At 65.5% G+C, this 16,666-nt stretch carries 16 protein-coding genes; 12 read left to right on the plus strand and 4 right to left on the minus strand.

Annotated elements, in window-relative coordinates:
- The 6 genes from IQ16_RS17670 to IQ16_RS17695 all read left to right on the plus strand — a co-directional run.
- Positions 1-857, plus strand: an 857-nt coding sequence (locus IQ16_RS17670) for a response regulator (RefSeq protein ID WP_145831642.1), incomplete at its 5' end; no start/stop codon positions are given.
- 20 nt (positions 858-877) lie between these two features.
- Positions 878-1,351 (plus strand): chemotaxis protein CheW, encoded by a 474-nt coding sequence (locus IQ16_RS17675; protein ID WP_018645940.1) that lies wholly within the window; start codon positions 878-880, stop codon positions 1,349-1,351.
- Positions 1,352-1,383: 32 nt separating this feature from the next.
- Positions 1,384-1,770, plus strand: coding sequence for a response regulator (locus tag IQ16_RS17680; protein WP_018321619.1), 387 nt, complete (start codon positions 1,384-1,386; stop codon positions 1,768-1,770).
- Between the two features lie 61 nt (positions 1,771-1,831).
- Complete coding sequence (locus IQ16_RS17685) at positions 1,832-2,710, plus strand: CheR family methyltransferase (RefSeq protein ID WP_018645939.1); 879 nt, start codon at positions 1,832-1,834, stop codon at positions 2,708-2,710.
- Positions 2,711-2,712: 2 nt separating this feature from the next.
- Positions 2,713-3,030, plus strand: coding sequence for a hypothetical protein (locus IQ16_RS17690; protein WP_011083221.1), 318 nt, complete (start codon positions 2,713-2,715; stop codon positions 3,028-3,030).
- Between the two features lie 138 nt (positions 3,031-3,168).
- A complete protein-coding gene (locus IQ16_RS17695; RefSeq protein ID WP_018645938.1) occupies positions 3,169-3,672 on the plus strand; it encodes a response regulator in 504 nt (167 codons plus the stop codon).
- A 48-nt stretch (positions 3,673-3,720) separates the two neighbouring features.
- On the opposite strand, the gene IQ16_RS17700 is transcribed toward IQ16_RS17695, so the two are convergent.
- A complete protein-coding gene (locus tag IQ16_RS17700; RefSeq protein ID WP_018645937.1) occupies positions 3,721-4,026 on the minus strand; it encodes a hypothetical protein in 306 nt (101 codons plus the stop codon).
- 149 nt (positions 4,027-4,175) lie between these two features.
- Between IQ16_RS17700 and IQ16_RS17705 the strand changes: the two genes are divergently transcribed.
- The gene (locus IQ16_RS17705) at positions 4,176-4,811 is read left to right on the plus strand and encodes a response regulator transcription factor (protein WP_020608024.1); all 636 of its coding nucleotides are present in this window, start codon (positions 4,176-4,178) and stop codon (positions 4,809-4,811) included.
- A 109-nt stretch (positions 4,812-4,920) separates the two neighbouring features.
- On the opposite strand, the gene IQ16_RS17710 is transcribed toward IQ16_RS17705, so the two are convergent.
- Entirely contained in the window at positions 4,921-8,517 is a 3,597-nt protein-coding gene (locus IQ16_RS17710; RefSeq protein ID WP_145831643.1) for a PAS domain S-box protein, read from the minus strand.
- Complete coding sequence (locus IQ16_RS17715; RefSeq protein WP_018645934.1) at positions 8,495-8,914, minus strand: response regulator; 420 nt, start codon at positions 8,912-8,914, stop codon at positions 8,495-8,497. Before IQ16_RS17715 ends, IQ16_RS17710 begins: the two co-directional genes overlap by 23 nt.
- 392 nt (positions 8,915-9,306) lie before the next feature.
- On the opposite strand from IQ16_RS17715, the gene IQ16_RS17720 reads away from it, so the two are divergent.
- Positions 9,307-11,448: a HAMP domain-containing methyl-accepting chemotaxis protein gene (locus IQ16_RS17720; protein WP_018645933.1), complete on the plus strand. Its 2,142-nt coding sequence runs from the start codon at positions 9,307-9,309 to the stop codon at positions 11,446-11,448.
- Between the two features lies 1 nt (position 11,449).
- Here IQ16_RS17720 and IQ16_RS17725 read toward each other — a convergent pair whose 3' ends face one another.
- Positions 11,450-12,163 (minus strand): GntR family transcriptional regulator, encoded by a 714-nt coding sequence (locus IQ16_RS17725; RefSeq protein WP_018645932.1) that lies wholly within the window; start codon positions 12,161-12,163, stop codon positions 11,450-11,452.
- Between the two features lie 97 nt (positions 12,164-12,260).
- Here IQ16_RS17725 and IQ16_RS17730 point away from each other — a divergent pair, with 97 nt between their 5' ends.
- From IQ16_RS17730 to araD, 4 genes are read left to right on the plus strand one after another with little or no spacing between them, the layout of a single operon-like run.
- On the plus strand, positions 12,261-13,277 hold the full coding sequence (locus tag IQ16_RS17730) for an ABC transporter substrate-binding protein (protein WP_018645931.1): 1,017 nt from the start codon (positions 12,261-12,263) through the stop codon (positions 13,275-13,277).
- A complete protein-coding gene (locus tag IQ16_RS17735) occupies positions 13,277-14,038 on the plus strand; it encodes an ABC transporter ATP-binding protein (protein WP_018645930.1) in 762 nt (253 codons plus the stop codon). Before IQ16_RS17730 ends, IQ16_RS17735 begins: the two co-directional genes overlap by 1 nt.
- 11 nt (positions 14,039-14,049) lie before the next feature.
- The gene (locus tag IQ16_RS17740; RefSeq protein WP_018645929.1) at positions 14,050-14,910 is read left to right on the plus strand and encodes an ABC transporter permease; all 861 of its coding nucleotides are present in this window, start codon (positions 14,050-14,052) and stop codon (positions 14,908-14,910) included.
- Positions 14,907-16,643, plus strand: coding sequence for an L-arabinonate dehydratase (gene araD, locus IQ16_RS17745; protein WP_018645928.1), 1,737 nt, complete (start codon positions 14,907-14,909; stop codon positions 16,641-16,643). Before IQ16_RS17740 ends, araD begins: the two co-directional genes overlap by 4 nt.
- Positions 16,644-16,666: the final 23 nt, after the last annotated feature.

The raw sequence follows: 16,666 nt of genomic DNA on the forward strand, positions 1-16,666 counted from the left end.
AGAACGGCGCGCACCACATCGGCTCGGGCGAGCAGACCACCTCGCTCCTGGTGTTCCGCGCCGGCTCGTCGCAGCCCAAGGCGGTCCCGCTCGGCCTCGTCACGCGCCTGGAAGAGCTCCCCGCCGACAAGATCGAGTTCTCCAACGGCCGCTACATGGTGCAGTACCGCGAGCAGCTGATGCCGCTGGTCGCCATGGAAGGCGTCACCATTGCCAGCCAAGGCGCCCAGCCGATCCTGGTGTTCGCCGACGACGGCCGCTCCATGGGCCTCGTCGTCGACGAGATCATCGACATCGTCGAGGAACGCCTCAACATCGAGGTCGGCGGCTCCAGCCAGGGCATCCTGGGCTCGGCCGTGATCAAGGGCCAGGCCACCGAGGTGATCGACGTCGGCCACTTCCTGCCGATGGCGTTCGCCGACTGGTTCACCCGCAAGGAGATGAAGCCGTCGATGCATTCGCAGTCGGTGCTGCTGGTCGACGACTCTGCGTTCTTCCGCAACATGCTGGCGCCGGTGCTGAAGGCCGCCGGCTACCGCGTCCGCACCGCGCCGACCGCGCAGGAAGGCTTGGCGGCATTGCGCGCGCAAAACTTCGACGTGATCCTGACCGACATCGAGATGCCCGACATGAACGGGTTCGAGTTTGCCGAGACCATCCGCTCCGACAACAACCTCGCCGCGACGCCGATCATCGGTCTCTCGGCGCTGGTGTCGCCGGCGGCGATCGAGCGCGGCCGGCAGGCCGGCTTCCACGACTACGTCGCCAAGTTCGACCGTCCCGGTCTGATCGCGGCGCTGAAGGAGCAGACCGCGGGCGCCGCCGGCGCCTCCGAGCTGAGCCGGGCCGCGGCCTAAAGGGGACGAGGAGACACGAGATGAGCAGCAAGACCCAATCCAGCGAAGGCGCCATGGTCGAATACGTCACCGCGATGATCGGCGGCCAGCTGTTCGGCCTGCCGATCTCCCGCGTCCAGGACGTGTTCATGCCCGAGCGCGTCACCCGCGTGCCCCTGTCCTCGCGCGAGATCGCCGGCGTCCTCAACCTGCGCGGCCGCATCGTCACCGTGGTCGACATGCGCTCGCGTCTCGGCCTGCCCAGGGACGAGGACGGCAAGACCCCGATGGCGGTCGGCGTCGATTTGCGCGGTGAATCCTATGGCCTCTTGATCGACCAGATCGGCGAGGTGCTGCGCCTGCCCGAGGCCGGCATGGAAGAGAACCCCGTCAACCTCGATCCCCGCATGGCCAAGCTCGCCGGCGGCGTCCACCGCCTCGACGGCCAGCTCATGGTCGTGCTCGACGTCGATCGCGTCCTCGACCTCGAAACCAAAGTGCAAATGGCAGCGTAAGCCAACGAAAACATCGAAGCCGGAGAACCAAAATGAAAACGTGTTTGGTGGTCGATGATTCCAGCGTCGTACGCAAGATCGCACGCCGGATCCTGGAAGGCCTCGAATTCGAAGTCACCGAGGCAGAGGACGGCTCGAAGGCGCTCGAGATCTGCCAGCGGCAGCTGCCCGACGCGGTGCTGCTCGACTGGAACATGCCGGTGATGGACGGCTTCGAGTTCATGGGCCACATGCGCCGCCTGCCCGGCGGCGACCAGCCCAAGGTGGTGTTCTGCACCACCGAGAACAACGTGGCTCATATCGCTCAGGCGCTCAGCGGCGGCGCCAACGAGTACATCATGAAGCCTTTCGACAAAGACATTATCGCCGACAAGTTCGCTGAAGTTGGTTTGATCCCGGTCGGACAAGCCATGGTCTGAGTGTGTCTGGCCTGAGTGTTTGGGCCAGAGTGTTCCAGTACAGCTTTCTGAGAGGCCATCCGTGACCCCGACCGAGTACGAGTATCTACGTAAGTTTCTGAAGGATAATTCCGGTCTCGACCTGTCCGCAGACAAGCAATATCTGATCGAAAGCCGCCTGCTGCCGCTCGCCCGCAAGGCGGGGCTCTCCGGCATCCCCGAGCTCGTGCAGAAGCTGCAAGCCGGCTCGCGCCAGCTGATCACCGACGTGGTCGAAGCCATGACCACCAACGAGACCTTCTTCTTCCGCGACAAGGTCCCGTTCGATCATTTCCGCGATCACATCATGCCGGAGATCATCAAGGCGCGCGCCGGCAAGCGCAGCGTGCGGATCTGGTGCGCCGCCGGCTCGACCGGGCAGGAACCCTATTCGCTGGCGATGTGCCTGAAGGAGATGGGCGCGGCCCTCACCGGCTGGCGCGTCGAGATCATTGCGACCGATCTGTCGCAGGAGGTGCTGGAAAAGGCCAAGGCCGGCGTCTACAGCCAGTTCGAGGTGCAGCGCGGCCTGCCGATCCAGATGCTGGTGAAGTATTTCAAGCAGACCGGCGAGACCTGGCAGATCAATCCCGAATTGCGGGCGATGATCCAGCACCGGCAGCTCAACCTGCTGCACGATTTTGCCCAGCTCGGGACGTTCGACGTCATCTTCTGCCGCAACGTGCTGATCTATTTCGACCAGGATACCAAGATCAACATCTTCAACCGCCTGGCGCGCCAGATCGAGCCCGACGGCTTCCTGGTGCTCGGCGCGGCGGAAACCGTGGTCGGATTGACCGATACGTTCAGGCCGATTCCGGACCGGCGCGGCCTGTACAAGCCGAACGATCCGCGTGCCGCGGCTGCCAGGCCGGCTCTCGCCGGCGCGGCGCCGCGCATGGCGGTGATGGCAGGACGATAGGCATGGCCGAGGATGGCAAGGGCGCCGAACGCGTCACGTTCAGCCGCGGCTATGATGTCTGCATCATGGCCATTGACGGCACCTGGCGTCGCGACTGCAAGCTCAACGCCATTTCCGACACCGATGCCATCCTGACAGTTGAAGGCTCGATCCAGGGGTTGAACCTGAAGGAGTTCTTCCTGCTGCTGTCGTCGACCGGCCTTGCCTACCGTCGCTGCGAGCTGGTGCGGGTCAACGGCGCCGAAATGGACATCCAGTTCCTGCGCGGCAAGAACCGCAAGAAGCGCGGCGCAGCCGGCGGTCACGACGCGGCAGCCTGATCGGCACGTGGTGCCCAGCGCTTTCCGCTACGTTGCTTTATATTTGCTGAAACATCCGAACGAATTTGCCGCAGCGGCTTTACGGGGCCTAAGCGCGCGCCGTGTATCCATTGCCCGTCTCAATCTCAGGATCCGGCAATGCCCAGAAGTTCCCTCTCCCCCGTCACATCGAACCTGCCCGACGTCGCCGAGCGGCGTGCGCTTCAGCTCCTGGTCGTCGACGACGACGCCACGCAGCGCAGCCTGATCACCGTCGCCGCCAAGCAGGCCGGCCACGAGGTCACCGTGGCGCCGTCGGTGGCGGAGGCGATCGAAAAGCTCCGCGCCGCGCGCTTCGACTGCGTGACGCTGGATCTCGTGCTGGAGGATGGCGACGGCATCGACGTGCTGCGCGAGATGGCCGAGGCGAAGTTCGCCGGCGCGGTGATCGTCATCAGCGGCATGGACGGCAAGCGCCGCAGCGCCGCCCGCAGCTTTGCCCGTTCGGTCGGGATCGAGTTGCAGAGCCTGCCGAAGCCGCTCGATCTGGCCGCCCTGCGCATCAGCCTCGCCAATCTCGGCAAGACCGCGATGGGCCTGCCGGCGATTCACACCTGGGGTGGTGTCGCGACCGACGCGATCGTGGAGCGGCACCGCGCCTGACGCGCGGGCCTGCCATGCGGTGGGTCGCGGCGCGTGCGCGATTGCGGCCTACGCGGGACCGTCCGATGCCGACAGCTGCTGCAGGGCGTGGTCGAGCTCCGCCCGGCAGGCGTTGAGAGCGGCGCCTGCCGTGGCAAAACGGGGCGTGACGTCGTCGAGCACGAAGATCGCACTGGAACCCGCGGTAGCGCTGTCGTCCTCCGGCTCCATGTCGTCCACGGTCATGGCCGCGTCGATCAGACGCATACTGAGGTCGATGCGCGCGATCAGAGAGCGAAGTTCGGCTGCAATCAACTGACGGCTGTCGGTGTCAGCCATCGCGGTGAGCGGGGGTGTGCCTGCGTAATTTAGCATGGATATTCTCCGTCTCCCGCAATAAGGCACCCTGCCGCTACTTGTGCGTTAAGTCCATGTCCCGTACAAATACGGGTGGGCCGAATCCGCGCCGAACGCCATAACGGGAGGCGCGGACGCGAGTCCTTCATGCCAACTGGATGTGGCACATGGCCGAACAAAGCTCTCGCGGTGAAATCTTCGTAGTCGACGACGACCCTGCCGTTCGCGATACCTTGTCGATGGTGTTGAAGGCGGCGGGCTATGAGGTGATCTGTTTCGCGGACGGTGCAGCGCTGCTGTCCGTTGCGCGCAACCGCACACCGGCTGCGATCCTGCTCGACGTGCACATTCCCGGAAAGTCGGGTCTCGACATCCTGAAGGAGTTGCACGGCGAGGATTACCCGGCGCCGATCTTCATGATCTCCGGGCAGGGCGACATCACGATGGCGGTGAGCGCCATCAAGAACGGGGCGCTCGACTTCATCGAGAAACCGTTCCGTGGCAGCGAGATCGTCGGTCGTCTCGACGAGGCGATCGGCGCCTATGCACGCCGGCAGGCAGAGAACGCGTCGCCGAAATTCGGCTCGCTGCATTTCCCCGGGCGCGAGCCGTTGACGCGCAGGGAGCGCGAGGTGCTCGAGCAGTTCGCCTCAGGTGCCTCCAACAAGGAAGCCGGCCGCACCCTCGGCATCAGCCCGCGCACCATCGAGGATCACCGCGCCAACATCATGAAGAAGCTCGGTGCGCGCAATGCCGCCGACCTGATCCGCATCGTGATGACCGCGGCCCAGCGCGCGTCGTAAGGTTCTCAGTGACGTTTCGTAGCCCGGATGGAGCGCAGCGCAATCCGGGGATCGCGCGCGCGGCAAGTCTGTCCCGGATTACGCTACGCTCCATCCGGGCTACGGGACCTCACCCGTTCAGCGCCTTGCGGATGATCCGCGCCAGATCCGACTTGCGATAGGGCTTTGCCAGCAGCAGGACGCCGGAATCCAGCCGGCCGTGATGGATGATCGCATTCTCGGTATAACCCGACGTGTAGACCACCTTGAGATCGGGCCGCATCTTCGTCAGCTCGTCGGCAAGCTGCCGTCCATTCATCTTGCCGGGCATGATGACGTCGGTGAACAGCAGGTCGAACGGTTTTCCGGTGGCGACGATCGCGCGCGCCTCCGCGGCGTTCGCAGCCTGCAGGGTGACGTAGCCCAGCGCATGCAGTTGCGCCAGCACGTAGTCGCGCACCAGACGGTCGTCCTCGACCACCAGGATCGTCTCGTGTCCACCCTCGATCGTCGCGGGCGTCACGCCATCGCCGACCGCGGTCGCGGTCTTGCCCGGCGGCAGGTACATCTTGATCGTGGTGCCGTGGCCTTCCTCGCTGTAGATCTTGATGTGTCCGGCGGACTGCTTGATGAAGCCGTAGACCATGGAAAGCCCGAGCCCGGTGCCCTTGCCCGGTCCCTTCGAGGTGAAGAAGGGGTCGAACACCCGCGCCAGCATGTTCGCGGGAATGCCGGTGCCGGTATCGCTCACGGCGATCAGCACGTAGTGGCCGGGCCTGATATCGTTGACGCTGGCATAGACCTCGTCGAGATAGGCGGTGCCCGTCTCCACGATCAGCTTGCCGCCGCCGGGCATGGCATCGCGGGCATTGAGCGCGAGGTTGAGGATCGCGGTGGTGAGCTGGTTGGGATCGACGATCGCCACGCAGCTCTCGTCCTCGAACACCGATTCGATCTGGATCTGCTCGCCCAGCGTGGGCCGCAGCAGCTTTGCGGTGTCGATGATCAGCGAGTTGATGTCGATCTCGCGCGGCTGCAGCGGCTGCTTGCGCGCAAACGCAAGCAGGTGCTGGGTCAGCTCGGCGCCGCGTCCCGCCGCCTCGTCGATCATCCTGGTGATCGCCGCGAGCTCGGGTTCCTTGGCCACCGCTTCGCCGAGAATTTCGATCGTCCCGGTGATCACCGTGAGGATGTTGTTGAAGTCGTGCGCCACGCCGCCGGTGAGCTGGCCGACGGCCTCCATCTTCTCGGCGTGGCGGATGCGTTCCTCGGACGCGATCTTGTCGGTGAGGTCGCGATAGAAGACGTTGAACAGGATGCCTTCGCGACGCTTCAGTGCCGTGACGCTCAGCTCGGCCCTGAATTCCTTGCCGTCGCGGCGGCAGCACATCAGCTCGCGGCGGCGGTTGAGCATCTGGCCGTCCCTGGAATCGAGGAAGTGCGCAAGGCCTTCCCTGACCCTGTCACGCTCACCGGGGGCGACGATGAGGTCGATCGAGCTCCGGCCCAGCGCTTCGTCGCGGCGCCAGCCGAACAGCTCTTCGGCCCGCGAGCTCCAGTTCAGGATGATGGCGCGCTCGTCGGTCTGGACGAAGGCGTCGAGCGCGGTCTCGACGATGTTGCGCGCGAGTTGCTCGCTCTCGCGCAGGGATTCTTCCGCGAGCCTCGCCTCGGTCATGTCGCGGCCGACGAAGAAGAAGCGCTTGGCCTTCTCGGACCAGTTGCCGAGCCAGGACAGCCAGACCTCACGCCTGTCCTTGTGGAAGCAGCGGGTGTCGGCAAGCTTCGGGTGCTCGCCGCGCCTGAGCGCGCGCATCTCCTCCTGGGATCGCTCAAGGTGCGAGGGATGGATGAAATCCACGCCGCTGCGGCCGATCATCTCGTCGGGCCGGTAGCCGAGAATGGCTTCGCAGCTCGGGCTGATCTGCACGACATGGCCCCCCGGGTCCATGATCATGATCAGGTCCTGCGAGGCGTCGAAAAGCTGTCGCCGCTCCTCGAGCTGCTGTTGCAGCGCCCGCTCGGCCCGTCGCGCCTCGGTGAGGCTGCGCGCGGCGCCGGAGGCGCCGACGATTTCGCCCGACGGTCCCTTGATCGGCGAGAGGCTGAGCGAGATCTCGACCGGCGTGCGGTCCTTGCGCAGCCGTATCGTTTCGAAGCGTTCGATCGGCTCGCCCCGGGCTATCCGTCGCAGATAGTCCTTGCCCTGCTCGCGGCGGTCGGACGGCACGATGATCGCGGTGGATTGTCCGATCGCCTCGCTCGCCGCATAGCCATAGAGACGTTCGGCGGCGGGATTCCAGCCCGTGATGACGGCATCGAGCGACTGCATGACGATCGCGTCGTCGGATGATTCGACGGCAGCGCTGAACAATTGCTCGCGCGCCGCATGATGGCTTCGTGCCGCCTCGGTGCGTCGATGCTCCCGGACCTCGCGTTCGAGCGCGGCCGTCTTCGCTTGCGTCTCCTCGATCATCCGGGCAAAAGCCCGCGCCAGCACGCCGGTCTCCCCGCTGGCATCGACGGGAATGTCTGCGGGCCACCCGCTGCCGATGGCCTCCACCGCCGCGGTCAGGCGCCCGATCGGACGGGTCAATGAGCGCGCCAGCAGCACCGCGAGCGCGGCCGCGGCGAGCACGGCAAGGATGCCGACGAGAAGGGACGTCTTTTGAATGGCGGCTGGCACGCGACCGAAGACGGACGGGGGAACGGTCACGATGATGGCGACCCATTCCTTGCCCGCGAGCAGCGCCGGCGCGATCGCCGCGCCGCTCGGCCGGCCTGACTCGTCGGTTGTGAGCCGCGTGGCGACGTCCGGAGTGCCAGCCAGCGCCGAGAACAACGGAAAGTCTTTGCGCCAATCGGCGGGATGGCCGCGCAACGAGCCGAATTCCTGCGTGCGGTCGGGATGGACGAGATAGTCGCCGCGCGAATTCACGACGTATATCTCTCCTCCCGGACTCCTGGTCGAGCGGACGCGGTCGAGCGCCGGACGCATGTCGATATTGGCGATGACGATCCCGAACGGCTTGCCGTCCGGCGTGAACAGGGGCATCGCGACGCGAAGAGTCGGAATGTGGAGGCCCGTCGTGCCGCCCTGGCGGGTGGCAAGATCGATGGACGAGACGTAGATCTCGCCGGGTGCCAGCCGTATCGTTTCCTGAAAATAGCTTCGCTCGCTCTTGTGCTCCAGTTCGCTGTCCGGGACGATCCGTACCGTTCCATCCGGGCCGGAGCGGTCGACGCGGACCAGCTCGCGCTGGTTATCGTCGACGCCGATGATGCGAAACTGCGCATAGCTGGGCTTGGCCTCGATCTCGGCTACGAGCCGCGCCGCGATGCGATCGCGCCAGGTTTGCTCTGAAACGCCGTCGGAAGCGTCAATGCCTCCACCGAGGTGAGCGCGGATCAGTCCGTTGATGGCTGCGGCGGAGCGATAGCCGGTCAAATCGCCGCGAGCGCCGGCAACGTAGGATTCGAGATTGGTGGCCAGCAGGCGCGACTGGGCCTCGACCCGCTCCAGGACTCGCGGAATGACCGCTTGTGTGGTGTTGCGATAGCCCAGCCAGCCGACGGCGGCCACGGTCACCGCCACCAGCAGGATCATCGCGATGGCCAGCCGCGTTGCGAGCGTCATGCGGATGTTCGCAGGACTTGCCGGACGGCCGTGCCTGCTCCGGTCCGGTGCAGAGAGGAGGGGCTCGTCATCGGCGGCCGGAGTTGACATCGGATTCTTCCGGCTCGCTCGTCTTCAGGCAGCCGTCGACCGCGGCGAGCAGCGCGTGGGGCCGGAACGGTTTCTGAAGGCTCGCCACCGCGCCGAGCTTGGTCGCCATTTTCAGGAAATCCGGTTCCGCATAGGCGTCCGGCGTGATCGAGCGCCCGGAAATGACGATGATCGGAGTGGCCGGGGCTAGCGCCCGGATGTGGCGCATCGTCTCCAGCCCGTCCATGCCGGGCATGAAGATGTCGAGAAACAGCAGGTCGAACGGGCTGGCCTCGAACAGCGCAAGTCCCTTGTAGCCGTCGCCGGCGACAGTGACGTGATGGCCGGCCCTTTCCAGAAGCAGCCGGATGGTGATCTGCACGGCCGGGTCGTCATCCACGATCAGGATGTTGGCCACGTCAAGAATCCTCCGGGTCGCATGGCACGTTCCCGCGACCTCAAATCAAAGCAACAAATGCGAAATTGTTGCGCGGATTCTGGCTGCGCCGCAAGCGCCTCGCGTCTGCCGCGATTGCCTTTCCTGGCGCGCCGGGAGCCAATGCCTTCGAAATACCATACGCACTCTTGCGTGCATATGAGTTCAAATTTCGGTTCCAAATGCCGTAACCCATTTCAGAAACGAGAGATATTACTCTCGCCGTAGTTGTACGGCGCCTCGGCCTTCACGATGGATTAAAGGCCGTGGGCTACAATCTCCGATAGTTTCCGAACGTATTTCGCGCATTTCATTTCCGCATTCTGGCAACCGACGAAGCCGTCTCCCCCAACCGGCACAGCACGAGACCTCTCATGTTCAAATCGATCGCGAACACCGGAATTCGCACCCGGCTGCTCGGCGGCTTTGCGTTGATCTGTGGCCTGCTCGCGGCGACGGTGATCTACACAGTTGCCGCCGTCTCGGACATTTCGTCGCGGATCAGGGAGGTCGTGGACCAGCGTGCGCCGGTCGCGATTGCCAGCACGGAGCTCGTCGGCAATCTCTATTCCACGCTTTCGACGCTGCGCGGCTACCTGCTGACGGGCGATGCGCAGGGCAAACGCGACCGGGCCGCCGTCTGGGCCGAACTGGATCGCACGGCCGCTGCGGTCGACCGCATGGCGGAGGGCTTTTCCAATCCGCAGAACAAGACCAACTGGAGCGAAGCCAGGGCACTGATGGCGGAGTTCCGCCAGGCCCAGGACAAGGCCGAGCTCGCTGCCTTCACCCCATCGGCCTATCCGGCGAGCGAGCTCCTGGCGAAGGAGGCCGCGCCGCTGATCGCGACCATGTTCGCCGAGATCACCGCGATGATCGACGAGGAGGAGGCGCTGGAGGCGACGCCGCAGCGCAAGCGCCTGCTCAAGACCTTTGCCGACGTGCGCGGCAATCTCGCCGCCGCGGGATCGCAATTGCGCCTGTACGTGGCCTCGGGCGAGGCCACCGATCGTGACAAGTTCGAAAAGCCGCTGGCGACCTTCAGGGCTGCGCTCGCATCGGTCGGCACCCAGGCGGACCTGCTCACCGAACGGCAGGCGACCGCTTACCGGGCCATCGTCAAGGCGAATGAGGCCTTCACCCCGCTGCCGCAGAAGATCTTCGCGATCCGCCAGACGCCGCAATGGAACACGCCGGTCTTCATCCTGTCCACCGAGGCCGCGCCGCGCGCCGCGCGCATCCTCGATCTGCTCGACGGTCGCAAGGACGCCGACGGCAAGCGTTCCGGCGGTCTCAAGAGCGACCAGCAGTCGAAGCTTGCCGACGACGCCCGCAATGTGGCCGACGCGGTCGAGCGGTTGCTGCTGCTGCAATGGATCCTGCTCGCCGCGGGGCTTGCGCTCGCCACAGTGATTGCGATCCTGGTTGCGCGCTCCATCACGCGTCCGATCGTCGAGCTGGTGGGCGATTCCGCGCGCCTGTCCGGCGGCGACACCAGTGTCGAGTTCAGGACCGCCGAGCGCGGCGACGAGATCGGCGTGGTGTCGCAGGCGGTGGCCAAATTCCGCGACAACGTGATCGCCCAGCAGCAGGCGGCGGCGTCTCTCGCGCGTGAAGCGGAGGCGCGCGAAGCCGCCAACCGCAACATGGAGGACGCGGTCGAGGACTTTCGTGGGACCTCGCGCGACCTGCTCGCGCTGGTCGGCGAGAATGCGGGCACCATGCGGCAGACCGCGGAGAGCCTCGGCGGCATCGCCAATCATGCGACGAGCCAGGCCGCGTCCGCAGCGACCGCCTCCGAACAAACCGCGGTCAACGTCCAGACCGTTGCCGCGGCGGCCGAGCAGCTCGCGAGTTCCATTGTCGAGATCGGCCGGCAGATCGAACTGTCCAACAAGACCGTGCGCTCGGCGGGCGAGGTGACTGCGCGCTCGGAGAGCGAGATCGAAGGACTCGCACACGCCGCGCAGAGCATCAGCTCGGTGGTCGATTTGATCCAGGCGATCGCGGCCCAGACCAACCTGCTGGCGCTCAACGCCACCATCGAGGCCGCGCGCGCCGGCGAGGCCGGTCGCGGCTTTGCCGTGGTCGCGTCCGAGGTCAAGGCGCTGGCCGACCAGACCCGCAATGCGACGCAGGAGATCGCGCAGCACATTGCCGCGATCCAGAGCTCGACCGGCAGCGCGGTCGCCTCCGTCAAGGAGGTTGCAACCGCCATGCGCCGGATCGACGAGGTGACCGCGGCGATTGCCAGCGCCGTTGAGGAGCAGGGCGCGGCGACGCGGGAGATCTCGCAGAACGTCCAGATGGCGGCGTCGGGAACGCAGACGCTGGCAACCAGCATCGGCACCGTCTCCGGCGCGATCGCGGAAACCAACCGCTCGGCCGACGAAGTGATGGGAGCCGCGAACCACGTCTCGGGGGCGGCCGAACGCCTCGCCACCGAGGTTCAGGCCTTCTTCGTCAGGCTGCGCACTGGTCCGACGGAACGGCGCAGCGGCCGCGACGCGGCCTGATTCAATCCGTCAAATACTCCGGATGGTGGCTCCGGATCTTGTCGAGCTCGCTCAGCGTGCCCGACAGATGCTTGCGCAGATGCTGTTGCGCGGCATCGGCATCCGCCGCCTCGATCGCGCGCGTGATCAGCCGGTGGTGGCGCACGATGTTCTGGGCCTTGCCGGGTGAGGGCAGATGCAGCCGGCGCAGCCGGTCGATGTGTCCGCTGCGGCTGCGCACCAGCGCCCACAGATCCTGCTTGCCTGCCGCCGTATAGAGCTGGGCGTGGAAGTCATTGTCGGCGGCCATGAAGGCCTCGAACTCGCCGGCTTTCGCGAACTGCTGCTGGAGTGCGATGGCGTGGTCGAGGCGGATGATCAGGGCCTCATCGTGCTGTTCGGCCAGCAGCCGCACGATCTCCAGCTCCAGCGCCTGGCGCAGGAAATGCGCCTGCTGGGCGCGGCTGATGTCGATCCGGCTGACCACGGTCGCATGCTGCGGAAATACGTCGACCAGGCCCTCTTCCTCGAGCCGCATGAGAGCGTCGCGCACCGGGGTCGAGCTGATTCCGAACTGGGCGGCGAGCTCCGCGCGCGACAGCGGGGCGCCGGGCGGCAGCTCCAGCGCGATGATCGCGTTGCGCAGCCGCTCGAACACCTGCGGCGCGGCCTGGCGGGCGCGGTCGAGCCGGGCGGGTCGTGACGCCGCGCGCGGCGCGGTATGGGCTGCTTCCATATGTCGGGTCCCGCGGGCTTGCCTTTGATGCACTAATATATTAGTGCATCAGCAGGGTCAACGCAGCACGACGCGCACCCGGAGGAAACACACAACAATGATCGAGCATCTTCGCAGCAAGCTTGCGGCCGCCGTTCTGACCGCCGCCGCACTTTTCGCGCCCGCGGCGCACGCGCAGCAGAAATCCGAGATCGCGCTGTCGCGCCAGCCCGGCATTTTCTACATGCCGAGCCACATCATGGAGAAGCTGAAGCTGATCGAGAAGCACGCGGCTTCCCTCGGCGTCGCCGGCGTCACCACCAAATGGATCACCTTCTCCGGTGGCGGCGCGCAGACCGATGCGCTGCTGGCGGGTGGCGTCGACATCCTCAACACCGGTACCGGCAATCTGCTGCTGCTCTGGGATCGCACCCGCGGCGGCGTGAAGGGCATCGTCGCGACCTCGGCGCAGCCGATGACGCTGATCAGCCGCGACGCCAACATCAAGTCGATCAGAGATTTCGGCCCGAGCGACAAGATCGCGGTGCCGACCGTGAAAGTTTCGACGCAGGCGATCGTATTGCAGATCGCGGCTGCCGAAGCCTTCGGCGCCGACCAATGGTCCAAGCTCGATGCCAACACCGTGCAGCTCGGCCATCCCGACGCCTATGCGGCGCTCGCCAATCCCAAGCACGAGGTGCACACCCACTTCTCGATCCCGCCGTTCACCTTCCTGGAGCTGAAGAACGTGCCGGGCGCGCATGTCGTGCTGTCATCGCCCGACGTGATGGGCGGCCCGCTCAGCCAGGCGCAGTTCTTCACCACGACCAAATTCGCCGACGCCAATCCGAAGATCATCCAGGCCGTGCGCGACGCCACGAAGGAAGCGCAGGACCTGATCCGCAGCGACACCAAGCAGGCCGTCGAGATCTACAAGGAGATCACCGGCGACAAGACGTCGGTGGAGGAGCTGCTCGATCTCCTCAAGGAGCCCGGCATGATGGAGTGGAATCTCGAGCCGCAGGGCACGATGAAGTTCGCGGCGCATCTGTTTAAGACCGGCACGCTGAAGAACCAGCCCAAGGCCTGGACGGATTATTATCTCCCCGTCGCGCACGACCTGAAGGGCAACTGATGGCGCTGCTCGACGTCAGCGGCGTGACGCTGCGCTACAAGACCTCCAGCGCCGTCGTCACCGCCACGGAAAGGGTGAGTTTCACCGTCGACAAGTCCGATCGCTTTGTGCTGCTCGGACCGTCCGGCTGCGGCAAGTCGACCTTGCTCAAGGCCGTCGGCGGCTACATGAGCCCGAGCGAGGGCCGCATGACGATCGGCGATCGAGAGATCCACGGCCCCGGCGCGGATCGCATGATGATCTTCCAGGAGTTCGACCAGCTGCTGCCCTGGAAGAGCGTACTGGCCAACGTCATGTTCCCTCTGCTCACAGCGCGAAAACTGTCGCGCAAGGACGCCGAGGCGAAGGCGCGGGCCTATATCGAGAAGGTCGGTCTCACCCGCGTGGTCGATGCCTATCCGCACACGCTGTCCGGCGGCATGAAGCAGCGCGTCGCGATCGCGCGCGGCATGGCGATGGAGCCGGACATCCTGCTGATGGACGAGCCGTTCGCCGCGCTCGACGCGCTGACGCGCCGCACCTGCCAGGACGAGCTGCTCCAGCTCTGGAGCGAGACCAAATTCACCGTGCTGTTCGTGACCCACTCCATCGCGGAGGCGATCCGCATCGGCAACCGCATCCTGCTGCTGTCGCCGCATCCCGGCCGGGTCAAGGCCGAGGTGGTCGATGTCGACAAGGTCTCGAACGAAGACGGCAGCGCCGGCCGGCTGGAGAAGGAGATCCACGATCTTCTGTTCGCCGGCGAAGCCACCGCGCATTGAAGGAGCCTGCCATGGGCGAAGCGAGAATATTGCTCCGTGACGCGCCTGCTGCCGTCACTGGCGCAGACGAGGTCGAGCGCAAGCTGAGCGTGGCCGAGCTGCTCTGGAACGACGGCTTCGTCCGCAAGACCGTCATCATCCTGTTCCTGGCGGCGGTCTGGGAAGCCTACGGCGTGACCCTCGACAATCCGCTGCTGTTTCCGACGCTGCACGACACGATCGCCACGCTCTACGACCGCGTCAAGGACGGCACCATTCCAATGCGCGCCTGGACCTCGCTGAAGGTGTTGTTCATGGGCTATTCGGCCGGCATCGTGCTGGCCGCGATCTTCACCATCCTCGCCATCTCGACTCGCATCGGCACCGATTTCCTCGAGACGGTCACGGCGATGTTCAATCCCTTGCCGGCGATCGCGCTGTTGCCGCTGGCGCTGATCTGGTTCGGGCTCGGCAATGGCAGCCTCGTCTTCGTGCTGATCCATTCGGTGCTGTGGCCGGTCGCGCTCAACACCCATTCCGGCTTCAAGAGCGTGTCCAACACGCTGCGCATGGTCGGGCGCAATTACGGCCTGCGCGGGCTGCCCTATGTCGCCAAGATCCTGATCCCCGCGGCGTTCGGCTCGATCCTCACCGGCCTCAAGATCGGCTGGGCCTTTGCCTGGCGCACGCTGATCGCGGCCGAGCTGGTGTTCGGCGTGTCCTCGGGTCAGGGTGGACTCGGCTGGTTCATCTTCGAGAACCGCAACCTCCTCGACATACCTGCGGTCTTCGCAGGCCTCTTGACGGTGATCATCATCGGGCTCTTTGTCGAGAACCTGATCTTCCGCGCCATCGAGCGGAACACCGTCCAGAAATGGGGCACCCAATCATGACCAAGAAGAAAACGCCCGACCAGCTCCGCAGCGCGCGCTGGTTCGCGCCCGACGATCTCCGCTCGTTCGGCCATCGCTCCCGCACCATGCAGATGGGCTACGCGCCCGAGGAGTGGAAGGACCGCCCGATCATCGCGATCCTCAACACCTGGTCGGATGCGCAGCCCTGCCACATGCACTTCAAGTCGCGCGTCGACGACGTCAAGCGCGGCATCCTGATGGCGGGCGGCCTGCCGCTGGAATTGCCGGCGCTGTCGCTGTCGGAATCGCTGCTCAAGCCGACCACCATGCTCTACCGCAATCTGCTCGCGATGGACGCCGAGGAGCTGCTGCGCAGCCATCCCGTCGATGGCGTGGTGCTGATGGGCGGCTGCGACAAGACCACGCCGGCGCTGCTCTTGGGCGCGACCTCGATGAACATTCCGGCGATCTATCTGCCGGCCGGTCCCATGCTGCGCGGCAACTGGAAGGGCAAGACGCTCGGCTCCGGCTCCGACGGCTGGAAATATTGGGACGAGCGCCGCGCCGGAAAGATCTCCGACAAGGACTGGCTCGACATCGAAGCCGGTATCGCCCGCAGCTACGGCACCTGCATGACCATGGGCACGGCCTCGACCATGACCGCGATCGCGGAAGCGATCGGCATGACGCTGCCGGGCGCCTCATCGATTCCCGCGGCCGACGCCAACCACATCCGCATGGCCTCCGAATGCGGTCGCCGCATCGTCGAGATGGTGTGGGAAGACCTGACGCCGAAGGTGGTCCAGACCCGCAAGGCGTTCGAGAACGCAATCGCGGTCGCGATGGCGATGGGCTGCTCCACCAACGCGATCATCCATCTGATCGCGCAGGCGCGCCGCGCCGGCCAGGACATCGGCCTCGACGACTTTGAGATCGCCAGCCGCAAGGTACCCGTGATCGCCAACGTCCGGCCGAGCGGCGACGCCTATCTGATGGAGGATTTCTTCTACGCCGGCGGACTGCCGGCGCTGATGGGCGAAATCAAGCAGCATCTGCATCTCGATTGCGTCACCGTGACCGGCAAGACTCTGGCTGAGAATATCGACGGCGCCGAAGTTCACAATGCCGACGTGATCCGCTCGGTCGACAATCCCATCTACAAGGAAGGCGCGCTCGCGGTGCTCAAGGGCAACCTCGCGCCCGACGGCTGCGTCATCAAGCCTTCCGCCTGCGCGCCGCGGTTCCTCAAGCATACCGGCCCCGCGCTGGTGTTCGACGACTATCCTTCGATGAAGAAGGCGGTCGACGATCCCAACTTAGACGTCACCGAGGATCACATTCTCATCCTGCGCAATGCGGGGCCGCAGGGCGGGCCGGGCATGCCGGAATGGGGCATGCTGCCGATTCCGACAAAACTCGTGAAGCAGGGCGTGCGCGACATGGTGCGCATCTCGGATGCGCGCATGAGCGGCACCAGCTACGGCGCCTGCATCCTGCACGTCTCGCCGGAATCCTATATCGGCGGTCCGCTGGCGCTGGTGCAGAACGGCGACCGTATCACGCTCGATGTTGCCGCCCGCACCATCAACCTTGATGTGCCCGAGGCCGAGCTCGCCAAGCGCCGCGCTGCGTGGAGGCAGCCCGAGCGCCGCTTCGAGCGCGGCTATGGCTGGATGTTCACCAAGCACATCAAGCAGGCCAATGACGGCTGCGACTTCGACTTCCTCGAGACCGACTTCGGCGCGCCGATCGGCGAGCCGTCGATTTACTAGTTTCACCCACCGTCGTTCCGGGG

The organism is Bradyrhizobium huanghuaihaiense (genome assembly GCF_007830635.1).
In the GTDB taxonomy this organism is placed as follows: domain Bacteria; phylum Pseudomonadota; class Alphaproteobacteria; order Rhizobiales; family Xanthobacteraceae; genus Bradyrhizobium; species Bradyrhizobium huanghuaihaiense.